Origin of the sequence: Providencia sp. PROV267 (genome assembly GCF_028477825.1) — a bacterium.
GTDB lineage: Bacteria > Pseudomonadota > Gammaproteobacteria > Enterobacterales > Enterobacteriaceae > Providencia > Providencia stuartii.
In genome coordinates this window covers 26,139-41,059 of the sequence record NZ_JAMPLX010000018.1, presented here as the reverse complement: position 1 = coordinate 41,059, position 14,921 = coordinate 26,139, and the positions used below count along the sequence as shown (strand labels likewise).

17 protein-coding genes are annotated in these 14,921 nt (G+C 39.2%); 9 read left to right on the top strand and 8 right to left on the bottom strand.

All coding sequences use genetic code 11. The features are described 5' to 3' along the window. Nucleotides 1-33: 33 nt before the first annotated feature. A complete protein-coding gene (locus PR709_RS12585; RefSeq protein WP_004919779.1) occupies nucleotides 34-1,146 on the bottom strand; it encodes an S-(hydroxymethyl)glutathione dehydrogenase/class III alcohol dehydrogenase in 1,113 nt (370 codons plus the stop codon). Nucleotides 1,147-1,161: 15 nt separating this feature from the next. Beyond that, nucleotides 1,162-1,434, bottom strand: a complete 273-nt coding sequence (gene frmR, locus PR709_RS12580; protein ID WP_004919776.1) for a formaldehyde-responsive transcriptional repressor FrmR — start codon at nucleotides 1,432-1,434, stop codon at nucleotides 1,162-1,164. A gap of 173 nt (nucleotides 1,435-1,607) precedes the next feature. Here frmR and PR709_RS12575 point away from each other — a divergent pair, with 173 nt between their 5' ends. After that, nucleotides 1,608-2,381 carry a GNAT family N-acetyltransferase gene (locus PR709_RS12575; protein WP_004919771.1) on the top strand — a complete coding sequence of 258 codons (774 nt, stop codon included), beginning with the start codon at nucleotides 1,608-1,610 and terminating at the stop codon, nucleotides 2,379-2,381. A 246-nt stretch (nucleotides 2,382-2,627) separates the two neighbouring features. On the opposite strand, the gene PR709_RS12570 is transcribed toward PR709_RS12575, so the two are convergent. Continuing rightward, nucleotides 2,628-3,545 carry an acyl-CoA thioester hydrolase/BAAT C-terminal domain-containing protein gene (locus tag PR709_RS12570; RefSeq protein ID WP_004919764.1) on the bottom strand — a complete coding sequence of 306 codons (918 nt, stop codon included), beginning with the start codon at nucleotides 3,543-3,545 and terminating at the stop codon, nucleotides 2,628-2,630. Between the two features lie 742 nt (nucleotides 3,546-4,287). Between PR709_RS12570 and PR709_RS12565 the strand changes: the two genes are divergently transcribed. The 4 genes from PR709_RS12565 (at nucleotide 4,288) to PR709_RS12550 (ending at nucleotide 7,572) form a co-directional block, all read left to right on the top strand. Then, a complete protein-coding gene (locus PR709_RS12565; RefSeq protein WP_004919762.1) occupies nucleotides 4,288-5,451 on the top strand; it encodes an MFS transporter in 1,164 nt (387 codons plus the stop codon). Between the two features lie 266 nt (nucleotides 5,452-5,717). After that, nucleotides 5,718-5,906 carry an FAD-binding oxidoreductase gene (locus tag PR709_RS12560; RefSeq protein ID WP_042116586.1) on the top strand — a complete coding sequence of 63 codons (189 nt, stop codon included), beginning with the start codon at nucleotides 5,718-5,720 and terminating at the stop codon, nucleotides 5,904-5,906. Nucleotides 5,907-5,909: 3 nt separating this feature from the next. Continuing rightward, a complete protein-coding gene (locus tag PR709_RS12555; RefSeq protein ID WP_004919757.1) occupies nucleotides 5,910-6,683 on the top strand; it encodes a GNAT family N-acetyltransferase in 774 nt (257 codons plus the stop codon). Between the two features lie 328 nt (nucleotides 6,684-7,011). Then, nucleotides 7,012-7,572, top strand: a complete 561-nt coding sequence (locus PR709_RS12550; protein ID WP_004919752.1) for a hypothetical protein — start codon at nucleotides 7,012-7,014, stop codon at nucleotides 7,570-7,572. Nucleotides 7,573-7,640: 68 nt separating this feature from the next. On the opposite strand, the gene ddlA is transcribed toward PR709_RS12550, so the two are convergent. Both ddlA and PR709_RS12540 read right to left on the bottom strand, forming a co-directional pair. Then, nucleotides 7,641-8,744, bottom strand: a complete 1,104-nt coding sequence (gene ddlA, locus PR709_RS12545) for a D-alanine--D-alanine ligase (RefSeq protein WP_004919748.1) — start codon at nucleotides 8,742-8,744, stop codon at nucleotides 7,641-7,643. A 138-nt stretch (nucleotides 8,745-8,882) separates the two neighbouring features. Then, entirely contained in the window at nucleotides 8,883-9,767 is an 885-nt protein-coding gene (locus tag PR709_RS12540; RefSeq protein ID WP_004919746.1) for a LysR substrate-binding domain-containing protein, read from the bottom strand. 149 nt (nucleotides 9,768-9,916) lie between these two features. Here PR709_RS12540 and PR709_RS12535 point away from each other — a divergent pair, with 149 nt between their 5' ends. Continuing rightward, on the top strand, nucleotides 9,917-10,531 hold the full coding sequence (locus tag PR709_RS12535; RefSeq protein ID WP_272570913.1) for a LysE family translocator: 615 nt from the start codon (nucleotides 9,917-9,919) through the stop codon (nucleotides 10,529-10,531). A 3-nt stretch (nucleotides 10,532-10,534) separates the two neighbouring features. Here PR709_RS12535 and PR709_RS12530 read toward each other — a convergent pair whose 3' ends face one another. The 3 genes from PR709_RS12530 to leuE all read right to left on the bottom strand — a co-directional run bounded on the left by PR709_RS12530 (nucleotide 10,535) and on the right by leuE (nucleotide 12,309). After that, nucleotides 10,535-11,005: an NUDIX hydrolase gene (locus tag PR709_RS12530; RefSeq protein ID WP_148493747.1), complete on the bottom strand. Its 471-nt coding sequence runs from the start codon at nucleotides 11,003-11,005 to the stop codon at nucleotides 10,535-10,537. A gap of 1 nt (nucleotide 11,006) precedes the next feature. Next, the gene (locus tag PR709_RS12525; RefSeq protein ID WP_014658342.1) at nucleotides 11,007-11,399 is read right to left on the bottom strand and encodes a cytidine deaminase family protein; all 393 of its coding nucleotides are present in this window, start codon (nucleotides 11,397-11,399) and stop codon (nucleotides 11,007-11,009) included. 268 nt (nucleotides 11,400-11,667) lie between these two features. Then, nucleotides 11,668-12,309, bottom strand: a complete 642-nt coding sequence (leuE, locus tag PR709_RS12520) for a leucine efflux protein LeuE (RefSeq protein ID WP_004919739.1) — start codon at nucleotides 12,307-12,309, stop codon at nucleotides 11,668-11,670. A gap of 412 nt (nucleotides 12,310-12,721) precedes the next feature. Between leuE and PR709_RS12515 the strand changes: the two genes are divergently transcribed. The 3 genes from PR709_RS12515 to PR709_RS12505 all read left to right on the top strand — a co-directional run bounded on the left by PR709_RS12515 (nucleotide 12,722) and on the right by PR709_RS12505 (nucleotide 14,799). Then, nucleotides 12,722-13,561: an AraC family transcriptional regulator gene (locus PR709_RS12515; protein WP_272570912.1), complete on the top strand. Its 840-nt coding sequence runs from the start codon at nucleotides 12,722-12,724 to the stop codon at nucleotides 13,559-13,561. Between the two features lie 225 nt (nucleotides 13,562-13,786). Beyond that, a complete protein-coding gene (locus PR709_RS12510) occupies nucleotides 13,787-14,488 on the top strand; it encodes an AzlC family ABC transporter permease (RefSeq protein ID WP_004919733.1) in 702 nt (233 codons plus the stop codon). Beyond that, complete coding sequence (locus PR709_RS12505) at nucleotides 14,485-14,799, top strand: AzlD domain-containing protein (protein ID WP_004919731.1); 315 nt, start codon at nucleotides 14,485-14,487, stop codon at nucleotides 14,797-14,799. Before PR709_RS12510 ends, PR709_RS12505 begins: the two co-directional genes overlap by 4 nt. Nucleotides 14,800-14,921 lie beyond the last annotated feature (122 nt).

The following is a 14,921-nucleotide window of genomic DNA, read 5'->3' as shown; positions in this document are numbered from 1 at the left end:
AAGATAAGCCCGACATTTCGGGCTTGCGGACAATTAATCGTAATGGATCACTGTACGAATGGATTTACCTTCATGCATTAAGTCAAAGGCTTCATTAATCTTTTCCAGAGGCAGTGTATGAGTCACGAAAGGCGCTAACTCAATATCCCCTTTCATGGCATCTTCGACCATTCCTGGAAGTTGGCTGCGACCTTTTACACCGCCAAATGCCGTTCCTCGCCATGAACGCCCTGTTACCAGTTGGAACGGACGCGTCGAGATTTCTTGTCCTGCACCTGCAACACCAATGATAATGGATTGGCCCCAACCACGATGCGCACTCTCTAGCGCAGCTCTCATCACATTAACATTACCAATACATTCAAAGGTATGATCAACACCCCATTCTGTCATTTCAATAAGGACTTGCTGAATCGGCTTATCAAAATCGTTAGGGTTCAAACAATCTGTCGCACCAAATTGGCGCGCTAACTCAAATTTTGCAGGATTAGTATCAATTGCAATAATACGCCCTGCTTTTGCTTGCCTTGCTCCTTGGATAACGGCAAGGCCAATACCCCCTAGGCCAAACACTGCAACAGAATCGCCTTCTTGAACTTTAGCTGTATTATGTACCGCGCCGATCCCCGTTGTGACACCGCAACCCAATAGACATACCTCTTGGTGATTGGCTTCTGGATTAATTTTCGCTAATGACACCTCTGCAACCACGGTATATTCACTGAAAGTAGAACATCCCATATAATGGTAGAGCGGTTGGCCATTATAAGAAAAGCGGGTTGTACCATCTGGCATAACACCTTTACCTTGTGTTGCGCGAACGGATACACACAAGTTTGTTTTACCTGATTGACAAAATACACATTCGCCACACTCTGCCGTATATAAAGGGATCACGTGATCACCCGGTTTTACACTTGTGACACCTTCCCCGACCTCAACCACGACACCAGCCCCTTCATGGCCTAACACAACAGGAAATAAGCCTTCAGGATCATCCCCTGATAAAGTAAATGCGTCAGTATGACAAACACCGGTATGACTAATTTTTACTAATACTTCTCCCGCCTTAGGTGGCATCACATCAATTTCAACAATTTTCAGTGGTTCCCCAGGCCCAAATGCGACCGCTGCACGTGATTTCATATTGATTCCTTATTTTTAACGCAGGTATGTTCGAATAAGAGAAATAGCGTCATCAACTGACTCTTTTTGGCTCTGCGTAGTTGCAGACTCCTGTAATCCTTCTCGTAGATGGCTCTCTAAAACCCCCGCCATCAACCCATTGACCGCTCCTCTAATTGCCGCAATTTGCTGCAACACAGCACTGCACTCCACTTCATCTTCTAGAGCCGATTCCAGTGCCAGCAGTTGTCCTTTTAATTTCCTGACCCGAGTCAGAACCGCTTTTTTTTCTTTTGGTGAATGTGGCATCGTTAGTCATCCATCATATACATAGGGGGAGTATAGTATTTTTCAGTTCCACTGTACAGAATAGCAAAATTATAGGTCTAAAAATGCGCTATTGGTGAGGCACGCTATTAAGGAAAATCCGCTTCTTGTAGACTGGCTTTTAGGATAATAAGACTGATAAATGAGATAATTGAATGAAAAATAATGAGCTGTGTTTTTATCAACAAGAGCGTCATTTCTGGTCAGGAATTTGCAAAAATACCGTAAGCATCAGTGATACAGCTATCGCATATTTCTCTGAACTTCCTATTCCCGCCTTTAGTTTTATCTACTTACACTCCGGCGCATCAATCGCTGATTTTAAAGCAGGCAATGCACTGTTTTTTGAACAAAAAAAACCTTATGTCCTTGTCGTACATGAAAAAGTGTTGCCACAGCTCGCGCCAATTATGACTAAGAACCAGTATGAAAGTGATGGAGAAACAACGGCAATGGTACTAACCTCATCAAAGATGGTGGATCATACTGACTGTTTACTGCCTGAAGGCTATAGGATTACCTTAAGTAATGAACAGCTGACTGAATGGGCACAGCCATTAATTACTGCGTTTGCAGCCCCTGACAGTGAGGATGATCCAACAGTCATCAACGAATATATCCGTTATCACCAAAGAGCCTTACAGCGAAAGGGGCAACTTCTACACTATGTATTATTTCATGGCAATACCCCTGTCAGTGCGTTAACTCTAACCTTAAACGGTAGCATGGCTCGCCTAGACGATATCGGTACAGATACACAATATCAGCGTCAAGGGTTGGCAACCTTATTGATTAAACATGCTTTAAAAACCTGCACGCAAAATGGGGTCGAACGTTGTTTTCTTGAGGCATCAAGCGATGGGTTATCTATCTACAAAAAATTAGGGTTTACCCCCCTTTTTCGTTACCACAGCTTTATTGTTGAATAGTGGATTGATGGCTACTCATTCCCACATAAACCATTTTTAATCATTATTTAAAACAAGGTTTCTATGTTTTTATCTGTGAAAAGAGCAACTGCCATGGTTTCAATGCCACTAAAAAATAAAAATAGTGAAAACTGTATTAGATTGGCGGTGTTTATTTTGCAAGCGCCTAACAGACTATCTTGATTAGCGTATTGATAATGAACCTCCTCCCCGGAAGGTTTTTTGGAGGAGGCGTTAAAACAGTAGTTAGTTTATGGTTTGATACCACTCGTTAATATCTTTCACAATCAATTCTGTTTGTGACTTTCCTTCTTGATCGAGGAAAAAGTGATCTAACCCCTGATATGTTTTAAACGATACCTGTGGATTATTAATTTTCCCCATCATTCGCACAACACTATGGGGATCTACATTGATATCATCCATTGTTTGAATCACTAAGTGAGGTGTTTTTATCGATTGAAGCAGTTTTTGGTTATTCACTGTTAGCATTTCACGCCACCACTTTTCCCCATGTTCACTCGGAAATTGGTTATCATCTAATTTATTTTGTATTACAGATTTAGCGAATTGTTTAAAACCTTCAATAGATTGCGCGACTTCTTCATTAGGCAATGTTTTTTCAATATTATAAATAACATCGTTAATAAAAAACTGACCGCCACCATTCAATGAGATGGAGGCTTGGATCATATCCGTGTTAGAAACAATTAAATTTGTCACTACCGCCCCTTCACTTCCTCCAAGCAAAATAATATGTTGATAATGGTTTTTTAAATGCCCAATTAAAAATAAATAATTCTCTGCTCTTTCTAATGGAGAATCATTTTTCATATAATCAACAGGACAATTTTCGACTAATGCTTCATCCTCATTTTTTCCAACTTGGCTATCTAATCCCGTTTTTTCAACCAGTAAAATATCATTATTAGGAAATGCCGCGCCAAAATTTTTTATCATCTTAGTGTTATTAATAACACTTTTGCAATCAGAGCCTTGGATCAACACTAATACATTTTTTGCTGTTTTATCGCTTTGCTTTATTATGTAGTAATGTATCTCTTTCCCTTGTTTATCCTGAATTTTTTGTAACTCAGGACCCTTTTCTGCGTGAGCCGTGAGTGTAAAAGCCACTAATAATAAAATAACAGAGCCTATTTTCATTTTTTACCGTATTTATAATCATAAAATATAACGACATGATTATAGACATCAGAGTGCGCTAAACATGGACTAAAAATGCTGTCTTCTGAATAAAGTTCAACTAAATAAAATTAGGTAAAAGCATAATGAAATTTAATATTTCATTATGCTGAGAAAACGCTAATGTATAAAGGTATGCTGAATATTGCATACTCGTTATCATATATTATTATTTTATTTTGTTGACTAAATTCTGTTGTCAGCACTTGGGACTTTTGCATTCTGATATTCTATTGTGAAACAATTTTCGTGGCACGGCTGCAAGTGGTCGTGTCCTATTTTTTCTAAAAACACGCCTTAACGCTGAATGATCAACTTGTATTGTATCTAACAGTAATCGAACACATTAATTGATTAATCTTGTTTAACTAGGCGCTATTAATACCTAATATACTTCCCTAAGTCATAAATTTAATACATATAACCACAATGCCATACTGATTATCTCTATCTCATTCGAGATACCGTGCTATTTTTCAAAATCAATATAGCTAAGTATAGATAATATTTTTTTGGTTTCGCATGAGAACCCTATCATATTGATCCTTTAACCTTTATTATTATATAGACTGACAAATGGGCCATCGCACTGATAAGAAGAAATGGACAGAAAAGGGAAATACGCCACCCGATATTAGATGATCCACGTTTAGATACTCTTCATCATAGATAATTTAATAACTAAACTAAATATATTGATAAAATGACTCTATCTCCTGAATTATTAGAAACAACACCGACTACGCCACCAGCCAAAAAAGAGCAAGTGGCAACACGGATTATCTTTTTTATTGCAGGTTTTGCGACCGCTTCATGGGCAGCAATTGTCCCTTTTGTCAAAGCCAATACGGGCGCAAATGACGCCACACTTGGATTATTACTTCTCTGCTTTGGCGTCGGTGCGCTGATTGCGATGCCTTTAACCGGGGCTATTGCTGCAAAATTTGGCTGTCGTAAACTGATGGTGGCCTCGACCATCGCCTTTTGCTTGCTACTCCCTTTACTCCCTGCAATATCACATATCGGTATATTGATTGTTGGCTTATTGCTTTTTGGTGTCGGTATTGGGCTAACAGATTGTGCCATGAACATACAAGCAGTGATTGTAGACAAAGCTTCTGAGAAGCCCATCATATCGGGTTTTCATGGTTACTATAGTGTAGGTGGAATTGTAGGGGCTGGTGCTATGAGTGCCATTTTATTAATGGGTACACCACCAATTGCTGCTGCAATTATTATTTCATTGGTTTCATTACTGTTGTTGTCTATCAGCTTCAAAGGTTTTTTAAGTTATGCCAATGCACCAACTGGCCCTCTTATCGCGATACCCAAAGGTATTGTTCTAGTCATTGGTATTATTTGCTTTGCTATTTTCCTCGCGGAAGGTACGGTACTAGATTGGAGTGCCGTATTTTTAATCGAGCACCACGGTCTAGAAGAATCCCTTGGTGGATTGGGCTTTGCAGCCTTCGCCACAACAATGACAATTGGCCGTTTAACTGGAGATAAAATAGTAATGCGTGTCGGCTCTGCGCGGGTGGTGTTCTGGGGCGCTCTTTTAGCCTGTATAGGCTTTATGATCGCGGTATTATCACCTTACTTATCCATCGCAATTATAGGTTATGCGCTGGTTGGTGCTGGCTGTTCTAATATTGTACCTGTGATGTTTTCATCGATAGGTAAGCAAAATACGATGCCTGAAGCGTTAGCTGTCCCAGCGGTTTCGACGCTGGGTTACCTTGGTATCCTCGCAGGACCCGCCGCCATTGGTTTTGTTGCCTTTCAGTTTACATTAGCGACCGCTCTACTCACGATCGCCGCATTATTAGTCATTATTGCGTTTGTCTCTAAATTGGTGAGAGTCTAAAGCTGACAATTAAATAAGATTTTCACCTTAAAACGCCCTGACTAACCCAATAATTAAACATGCACCTTAATCTCTATTAAGGTGCTTATACAAAATCATTCTATCCGATGATTTCAATCTAATTATGTTGTGCCGAGGGTTACATCGATGAGCGCCCCGAGCATAGTGCAGTGAATATCGCACAAAATGCGCTATCCGTTATTCAAAATTCATTTATAGGTACAAATAGATTACGCTTAGAAAATGCTTTCATAGGAATGCGACCTATGCCACAGGATGAGATGCCAATTATCGGTAAAGTTGCTGATTTCAGTGGTTTATATATTATTAGTATGCACGCTGCTATCACACTTGCACCATTAATTTGCCATTTGGCACAAGATGAAATAATACATGGCATAGAGCAGACAGCACTTAGCCCCTATCGATTAACACGCTTTGCGTCAGGTAACTGAAACATGAATATTCCGCTCTACTACTTAAGGCATTATCAGTCCATCGAAAAAACATTTTGGACATCGATTTGTGAGCACAGTATCCAGATCGAACAACATACTATATGTTACCTTACTCCTCTAAACTCGCCTGTATTTAACTTTATTTATCTTCAACCAGAATCATCGATTCAAGCATTTAAGCAGGCTCATCACCTTTTTGTTGCACAAAAGAAAAATCATACACTGGTTGTTCCCGAAGAAATGCAGCAAGATATTGTCAATGAGGCACTCGCCTTAGGCTACAAACGTGACAGCGTCACAACAGCAATGGCATTATCACTTGATAAACAACTCCCTGTAGAACTGCCTGAAAATCAAGTGGATATTGTGTTTGCGAACCATGACCTTTCATTGTGGGCTAAGCCTTTAGTATCTGCGTTTTATATTTCGGATGAACACGATAAGGTTGTCAATGAATATGTCCGCTATCATGAAGATGCTTTATTGCAAGGTGCGCCACAATTTCATCTTGTCCTCTTAGTCGCTGGAGAGCCAGCAACATCGATGACCGTCACTATTGAAGGTAGCCTTGCACGTTTTGATGATATTGGTACGGAGCCAGCACACCAAGGGAAAGGCTACGCGACACAATTAATCGCTTATGCATTAGCATTTTGTCATCAACAAGGTGTTGAACACTGCTTCCTTGATGCCTCAGAAGCCGGTTTCGACCTATACAAAAAGTTCGGATTTGAACCTTTATTCCGTTATATTAACTATGTCTGGTGCAAGTAATTTATTAGTCTGGCAATTAGCCCCTACGGCAGCAAAAGTACTAGTAACATCACGCATAGTTTGATCTCTTATCGCAATAAACAAGGTGTGGGTGTCGTTATCACCATGCACCTTGTGAGTCTCTTACGTTAAAACCAATGCCGCTTTTCTTGAACCATAAGTTGGTACTGCTTATGTTTTGCCTGAATAGTGACATCAAGACATTGAGCATTTTTTGTTTGATCAAATAGAATAATTCACTGATAAGCTTCGTTTTCCAGAACGCTTTTGTGCAACTTTACCCTTCAGTAAACCTGAACGGCATATCTACCATAAAATGATTTAACTCATGAAAATTAATGTTATTGGCTGTAGTGGCAGTGGTAAAAGCACCTTTGCCCGGCAATTAGCGTCACTTTACGCTGTTCCATATATAGAAATGGATGCTCTTCATTGGCAAAAAAATTGGCAACCCGCAACCGATGAGCAATTGTATAAGAAATTATCGCAAGCCCTGCAAAATGCACCAAACGGCTGGGTACTTGATGGTAACTATACCCGGACACAACCCATTAAATGGAAAGAGGTTGAGCTGGTGATTTGGCTTGATTACTCATTCTTACGGACGCTTTATCAATCGGTGCGTCGAGTGTTCTCACGGATCAGAAGCAAACAAGAGCTTTGGCCGGATACAGGGAATTATGAGTCGTGGAAAAATGTCTTTTTTAGTCGTGATTCCATCCTAATATGGATGATAACGACCTATCACAAAAGTAAATGGCCTAGGATAGCCAGTATGGCGGATAAACAGTATCAACATATACGTTTTATTCGATTAACGACGCCAAAAGAAACCCAGTTATTCTTAACGCAACTGCAAAAAAATGTTGCGCAGCATCACCGAGATTAAGGCATAAACTAACCGATGTTTTATTAGCGTGACATCGCACGCTAATAAAATACCGCGATATTAGTCAATTAATTAACATCACACGCTGTTTTTAAAGCGATGGTTTGTTGATATTTTTCAATGCCTAGTTCAATAAGGCGGCTGATCAACGCTTGATATGTCATCCCGCCCTGTTGCCACAATTTAGGGTACATACTGATATTCGTAAACCCTGGTAGTGTATTAATTTCATTGATAATAACGTGATTATCTTCGGTCAAGAAAACATCAACGCGAGACATACCACTGCAATTGAGTGCACGATAAGCCTGTAATGCAATTTCCCGTATTTTATCACTCACTTCAACATCTAAATCCGCTGGTGCTACCACAGACGCACCATTTTCATCGATATATTTGGTGTGATAAGCGTAGAAGCTATCATGTAGAACAATTTCGCCACATGGACTTGCCAATGGCTGTTCGTTCCCTAATACCGCACATTCTATCTCACGGCCTTTCACTGCACTTTCGATCAAGACTTTCATATCGAACAAGAAAGCGAAATCCAATGCTGCCTTAAACTCAGACTCATTAGTCACTTTACTGATCCCAACAGAAGAGCCTTGGTTAGCCGGTTTAATAAATAATGGGAGGCCTAATTGTTTAACAACCGCTTCATAGTTGGCTTCAGTGCGATCCGACGCTGTCAGCGTAATAAAAGGTGCAACATGTAGCCCCGCATCGCGTAGTAATCGCTTAGTGATATCTTTATCCATACAGGCTGAAGAGCCTAAAACACCTGGGCCAACAAAAGGTAAATTAGCCATACGCAATAACCCTTGCAAAGAGCCGTCTTCACCCAAATTACCGTGCACAATGGGGAAAATAACATCAATTTGAGGGAGTGGCTGAGCATCTTCAAGGGAAATAAATTGCTGGGTTGTTTTACCAGGGATAATAGCGATACTGCGTTTTGGCGTACTTAGTGCAATACGAGCGGGATCATTTGCATGGATTAAAAAATCAGCTTCATCATATTCATGCCAATGCCCCTGTTTGTTAATGCCGATTAAGCATACATCAAATCTATCGCGATCAAGACCATTAATGATGTTCTTCGCTGACTGCAATGACACTTCATGCTCTGTTGATTTACCACCAAAAATGACACCTACCCGTAATTTACTCATTACTCACTCCACTTAATAAACCGACAAACCCAAGTCTGGAAATATAACACGCTATAAAATAGTTATGTGACAAAATCTTTATTTATCACATGGTTTTGCTGAAAGAATAAACAATTCGAGTGTAAAGTAAAATCTGTGCTACTCCTTTTGGGTTAGTGTATAGCTTTCTTGAAGGCAATCTTTTAGCCACTCAATAAATAGGTGCAAAGCACTTCCGACAACAGGTGGTTTGGGCGACAACAAATAATAAGCTGAACCATCTTCGATAAAACCATAAGGCGCGGTTAATTGACCTGATTGCAACTCATCTTCAACCATTAAAAATGAAGCAATCGCAACCCCTTGACCAGAAATGGCCGCCTGAATGCAAAGGTAAAAATGTTCATATGAAACCTGTCGATTACCTTGCTGACTATTGCCCATCTGCTGTTGCCATTGCTCCCAAACAGAGGGACGAGAGGCTGGATACAGTAACGCAATGTCGCTGGAGCCATCGTGCCAATGTAAATCGGGCCGCTGCACTAACCCCATCCTTTCACGACACACTTCTTCAGCATAAATATGGCTATTCCACTTAAAATCATTACGCCTAAAAGCAAGATCAACACCTGCTTTAGTGAAATCAATAGGCCCTCCTGCCGCAATCAAATGCACCGTAATATGAGGAAATTGCTGATAAAATTGCGTTAATCGAGGAATAAGCCATTTCATAGCAATAGTGGGTTCACAAGAAATACTCACCACATTACTATCAACGACACTGCCAAGCTCTGCTAATGTCTTATCCAATTGAGCAAAGATTTCACTCGTTGTTTGATATAGCTTTTTGCCTGCCAACGTTAAAAAAACCGCTCGGTTACGCCGCTCAAATAATTCAATACCAATCTGTTCTTCAAGCAAACGTATTTGGCGACTGATAGCACTATGCGTGACATGGAGTTCATCCGCCGCTTTAACAAAGCTGCCATGACGCGCGGCGGCATCAAAGAAACGTAATGAGGATAATGGTGGTAATTTCATCATATAGGTAACAAAAACTGACAGATTTACGTCAGCATAAATCGCTTTTTAACTAAATACAATCTATTGATAATACAGTTAATTAATAAACAAGATGATTTATATCAGCAATTTTTAATATCAGTTTTTATTACCTATTAAGGACAGTTAACATGAATGAACTTATTGCTATGGCAGCCATGACTATTTTAGCGGTAATTAGTCCAGGTCCCGACTTTGCCATGGTGACACGTAGTAGTTATGCCTATGGCACAAAAATTGGGTTGCTTGCAGCATTAGGTATAGCCTTTGGGGTGCAGGTTCATGTTTTTTATACTGTATTCGGTGTAACACTGCTTATCATGAACTCACCGACGCTTTTTACTATTGTGAAATTATTTGGTGTGGGATATTTAATTTATATTGGATTTAACTCATTTACCAATAAACAAAAAATCAATACAGAAACCGGTGAAATACCTAAACCTACAGGATTTTCCGCCTTTAAAATGGGCTTTTTAACTAATGCATTAAATCCTAAAACCATGCTATTTGTCGTTTCTGTATATACGCAAGTGCTCCAAAATTCTCACTCATTAATGCTTAATTTGAGTTATGGGTTTTTTATCTCTTTTGTTCATTGGCTATGGTTCAGTTTGATCGCGTTATTCTTCGCAGCGCCCGTCATACGCAACCAAGTTCTCAATTACCAATTCGTGGTGGATAAAATAATTGGTCTGTTATTAATGGCGCTCGGTGTTTCATTGTTGTTTTTAAATATAAAATAAATTTTATTTCAACAAGTTAGTTTCATTTACCATGCTTGCCAATTGCAGTAGATCATGTGGGATATTGAGATTGGCTAGCTCTTCAAAAGGCACCCAACAAAATGCAGGATCAGGCGTTTTATCTGGCGATACAAGCTCACATAAATACACCATATCAATATGCCAATGATCCCCTTTTTCTTTATCAGTTATAAACTCTTTTAAGATGGCTAAAGGCATGGGCAAAGCAGTGACTTTTTCACAACCCGTTACCTTGGTTGCTGTTGGATAGGCGCAATCAATCACGCGGCAATCTAACCCTGTTTCTTCCCGTACTTCACGCATTACCGCATCTTGAGGCTCTTCATTATCTTCTAAATGCCCTCCCGGTGGGAGCCAACACCCTAATTTGCGATGCTTATGTAATAAAAACTCCCCTTTTTGATTACGCAGCAATGTCGTTGCCGTGAAATGTTTATCCTCTTGCGTCATCATTCTATTGTTCTCTATTTTGTGTGGCTTTCCAATCATAAGGCATCAATTGCTCTAAGGTGACTTGAGTTTCATTATCGACCCCAACGAGCGTCTGCTTATTTTTATTGGATAATTGACTAACTAATTCTCGACAACGCCCACAAGGCGGTACAACATTTCCAGCGGAATCAACGGCAACCATCGACTTAATGACCGACTTTCCTGCTTTGAGTAATTCAGCAACAGCGCCATGCTCTGCACAAAAACCCAGAGAGCACGCCGTATCAATGCTAATACCTGTATAAATTTCACCATCTTCCGCTTCTAGCGCGGCAGCAACATAACCACATTCAATATAATCATTGATAATAGATGGCTTTGCATAACGGCTGGCAATTTTGACTAAATGCTTCATCAGGTATACATCCTTTTCTCACAGAATAATTTTAATTTTATTATGTCGTTTATCTATGTTGGAAGCCAAACGTGCTCTTTCACCGTTCCATTAGCCAGACTATTTCTGAACACATTTGTACCGCAATAATTCCACTCCAAATCACATGATACTGAAATTCAGAGCACAATTTTGGACGACGGGTTGTATTAGAGACTTGAGAATTGTTTCGAGATTACAGTGATAAAAAAGCCGGCTCATGGCCGGCATCATCATATACCCCTAAAAACTAGGCGGCTAACGCTAATTTAGCCCCAAACATTAAGAAGATAGCACCAATGCAGCTATTAGATAATTTAGACATTTTTTTGTTATGTTTTACCATGTTAGTAACAGCAACAGCACCAAAAATCAGCATTGATAGATAAATCATACTGCATGCTTCAAGAATGCTGCCTAAAATAAAAAACGGTATGCCTGCATTAGGATAAGCAGGATCAATAAACTGAATAAAAAATGACACATAAAAAATGATCATTTTAGGATTAAGCAAACTTAAAAACACCGCTTTTTGGTATGTTCCTTTCGCTGCTAATACTATTGCATCCACATCCCCAACCGGCTCTTTTTTATGAAAGACGCTATACAGCGTTTTTATTCCTAAATAAACTAAATAGGTAGCGCCAACATACTTAATTACACTAAAAAAGATAGGTGATGTTTTAACCAGTGAAGCAACCCCTAAAAACGATAAAAAAATCAGTATCGCGTCACCCGTAAATACGCCTAGCGCGGCTTTATAACCATTTTTAATGCCATACTTTGCACTACTCGTTAACACAAACAAAGAATTTGGGCCTGGCACCAATGTAATAAAAATTACACCGATTAAATACGTCCATAAATTTGTGATACCAAGATTTTCAAGCATAAGGAACCCGCTAACTTAATAAAAGTTATAACAAAAAATAAACATATTCAGTTAATATTGACTATGATACACGGGGTTATCTTACTATAAAAGATATCACTATGCGCAAATAAAAATATGGTCAAATATGCCATGTATAGACCAAAAACTAGATTGAATAATCTAAAAATATTGAATTTAATGAACCAATAATTCACGAAATAAACTAAAAATAGAATCGTATTGACACTAACATTTATCTTGGGTTTTTATTCCGTAATATTAAAAATAATTGAAATAATAACCCAAAATAGGTCATTGGGTAGTGATAGTGAAAATAATTAAGATTAAGGGTATAAATAGCATATGTTTAATGCAATATAACTGTGTGTTTATATTCCGTTTTTATCATGGGTAAAGAGTAGGTATTGGGATGGAAAGTGCCAATTATTTTCATTTGCGAGAACTGGGTGGCTTAGAAATGATAGAAGCCCAGTACCATCAACAAAAATTTTCCCGCCATAGCCATGAAGGCTTTTGTATTGGTGTGATTGAAGATGGTGCTCAGCAATTTTTTCGTACTGGTGAAAACCATTATGCACCTAAAGGCGACATTATTGTGGTGAATGCGGATGAAATCCATACAGGCTCTTCTGCTGTAGCTGGCGGCTGGGCCTATAAAGCTATTTATCCTACCCCTGAAATGTTTCAACGCTTAACCTTAGATTTAAAAACGGATAACTACGGAGTGATCCCTTGGTTCCCTAACGCAGTGATCCAAGATCCCGGTTTAGCAGCTCAGTTAAATTTACTATTTAATTTATTATTACAACCCAATAACACCTTATTCAAAGAGACCTTATTACTCTCATCAATGAGCTGGCTTATTTTGAAATACAACAAAAGCCGAGTACAACCCAATGATATTCCCCCTGCAAAACAACGTATGCAGGATATTTGTGACCTAATCATGAGCACCGCAGAGCAGGATCATTCCCTAAGTGAGTTAGCAGCAATTGCTGGGGTAAGTCAGTGGCATTTTCTACGTCAGTTTAAATTACATACAGGCACAACCCCCCATACATTTTTAATCCAAGCAAGATTATACAAAGCTAAAAAATTGCTATTACAAGGGGAGAAACCTACTGATGTTTCAAACCAGTGTGGTTTTTCTGATCAGAGCCATTTCACACGGCATTTTAAGAAATCCATTGGGGTCACACCTAGCCAATATACGCGGCATATTACCAGTGGCGGCATTCATTTATGCTAGCCCTTATTTCCGTTATCGGCTGAATAACCGCTTTTATTATTGCTTAAAAGATAGCTGGGGATATTGCGTGCAAATTGTCCACATTGTGTAAATTAAAGGCTAGTTATTTACTTTTATGCCATGGCATTGGTGATAATACACTCATATCAAGAGCAATTTTATTCTATCAGCCATCTCAACTCGACAGTATGATAAAAATAACGAAGCAAAAAAGGTATTAAATCAATGTATTCACAACAACGTAGCCAATGGCAACGTGCTTTTACTCATGGGGCTCTGCACATGACTCCATTGAATTTAGCAGTGATCCCATGGGGTGTTTTAGCAGGTTCAATGGCTGTTGAAGCCGGACTTTCATTTTGGCAAAGTATTTCTATGTCAGCGATGATATTTGCTGGCGCAGCACAACTTGTTACTTTAGGTTTACTTAATTCTGGGGCGGGTTATATCACTATTATTATATCTGTCTTCTTTATTACTTCACAGCATTTGCTATACGGCCTAACAATGCGGCCTCATGTTAAGGATTTTACTGCCACTCAACGTTTAAGCATTGGCTTTTTATTAACAGACGAACTATTTGCTATTAGTGCTGCTAAACGGCAGCCACTCAGTTTTCCTTATTTATTTGGTGCTGGATTCAGTTTTTATATTGTTTGGTTAATCACCAGCCTTCTTGGCATTATGATGGCCAATTTCATTACTGACCTAAGCCGCTTACATTTAGACTTTTCTGTGGTTGCGACACTATTAGCGATTGTTGTTCCACTGACAAAGAAAATAAGCACAATTTGTGGCGTGATATTTTCACTAGTTGTGGCCGTTACCCTCTCACTATATTCAATAAGTAGTGCGATTGTCATCGCGGGTGTTGGGGGGATGTGTGTTTCAGTTATGGTTTCTCGATTACTTAAGGAAGAAAAATGATTTGGGTATTGATCCTGACACTGACGGTTATTGTTTTCTCTTTACGCTACGTTTTTCTGATCCCACAGCTTCCTGTTAGGTTGCCACTGTTTATTAAACAGGCTCTCGGTTATTCAGCACCTTGCTTATTAACCGCAATTTGTGCTCCGGTGATCCTGTTAGATAATCATGCGTTGCGGGATTTCCCTGATAACCCCTATTTATGGGGAGCTTTATTTTGCGTCGTTGCCGCGGCGTTACTGAAAAATATGCTATTAACTGTTGGGTTAACCTTAGTCTTTTTTTATAGTCTCATCTATTTTATCGGCTAATTCAACGTCAGACACAATATGCGTAAGATAGGCTAAAATCGTCTATTTTACGCATTCTTATATTGATAAAAACAAAATTACTCTCTAGTATGCCTTTCTTAAAACGCCTCAATATTTTTGAA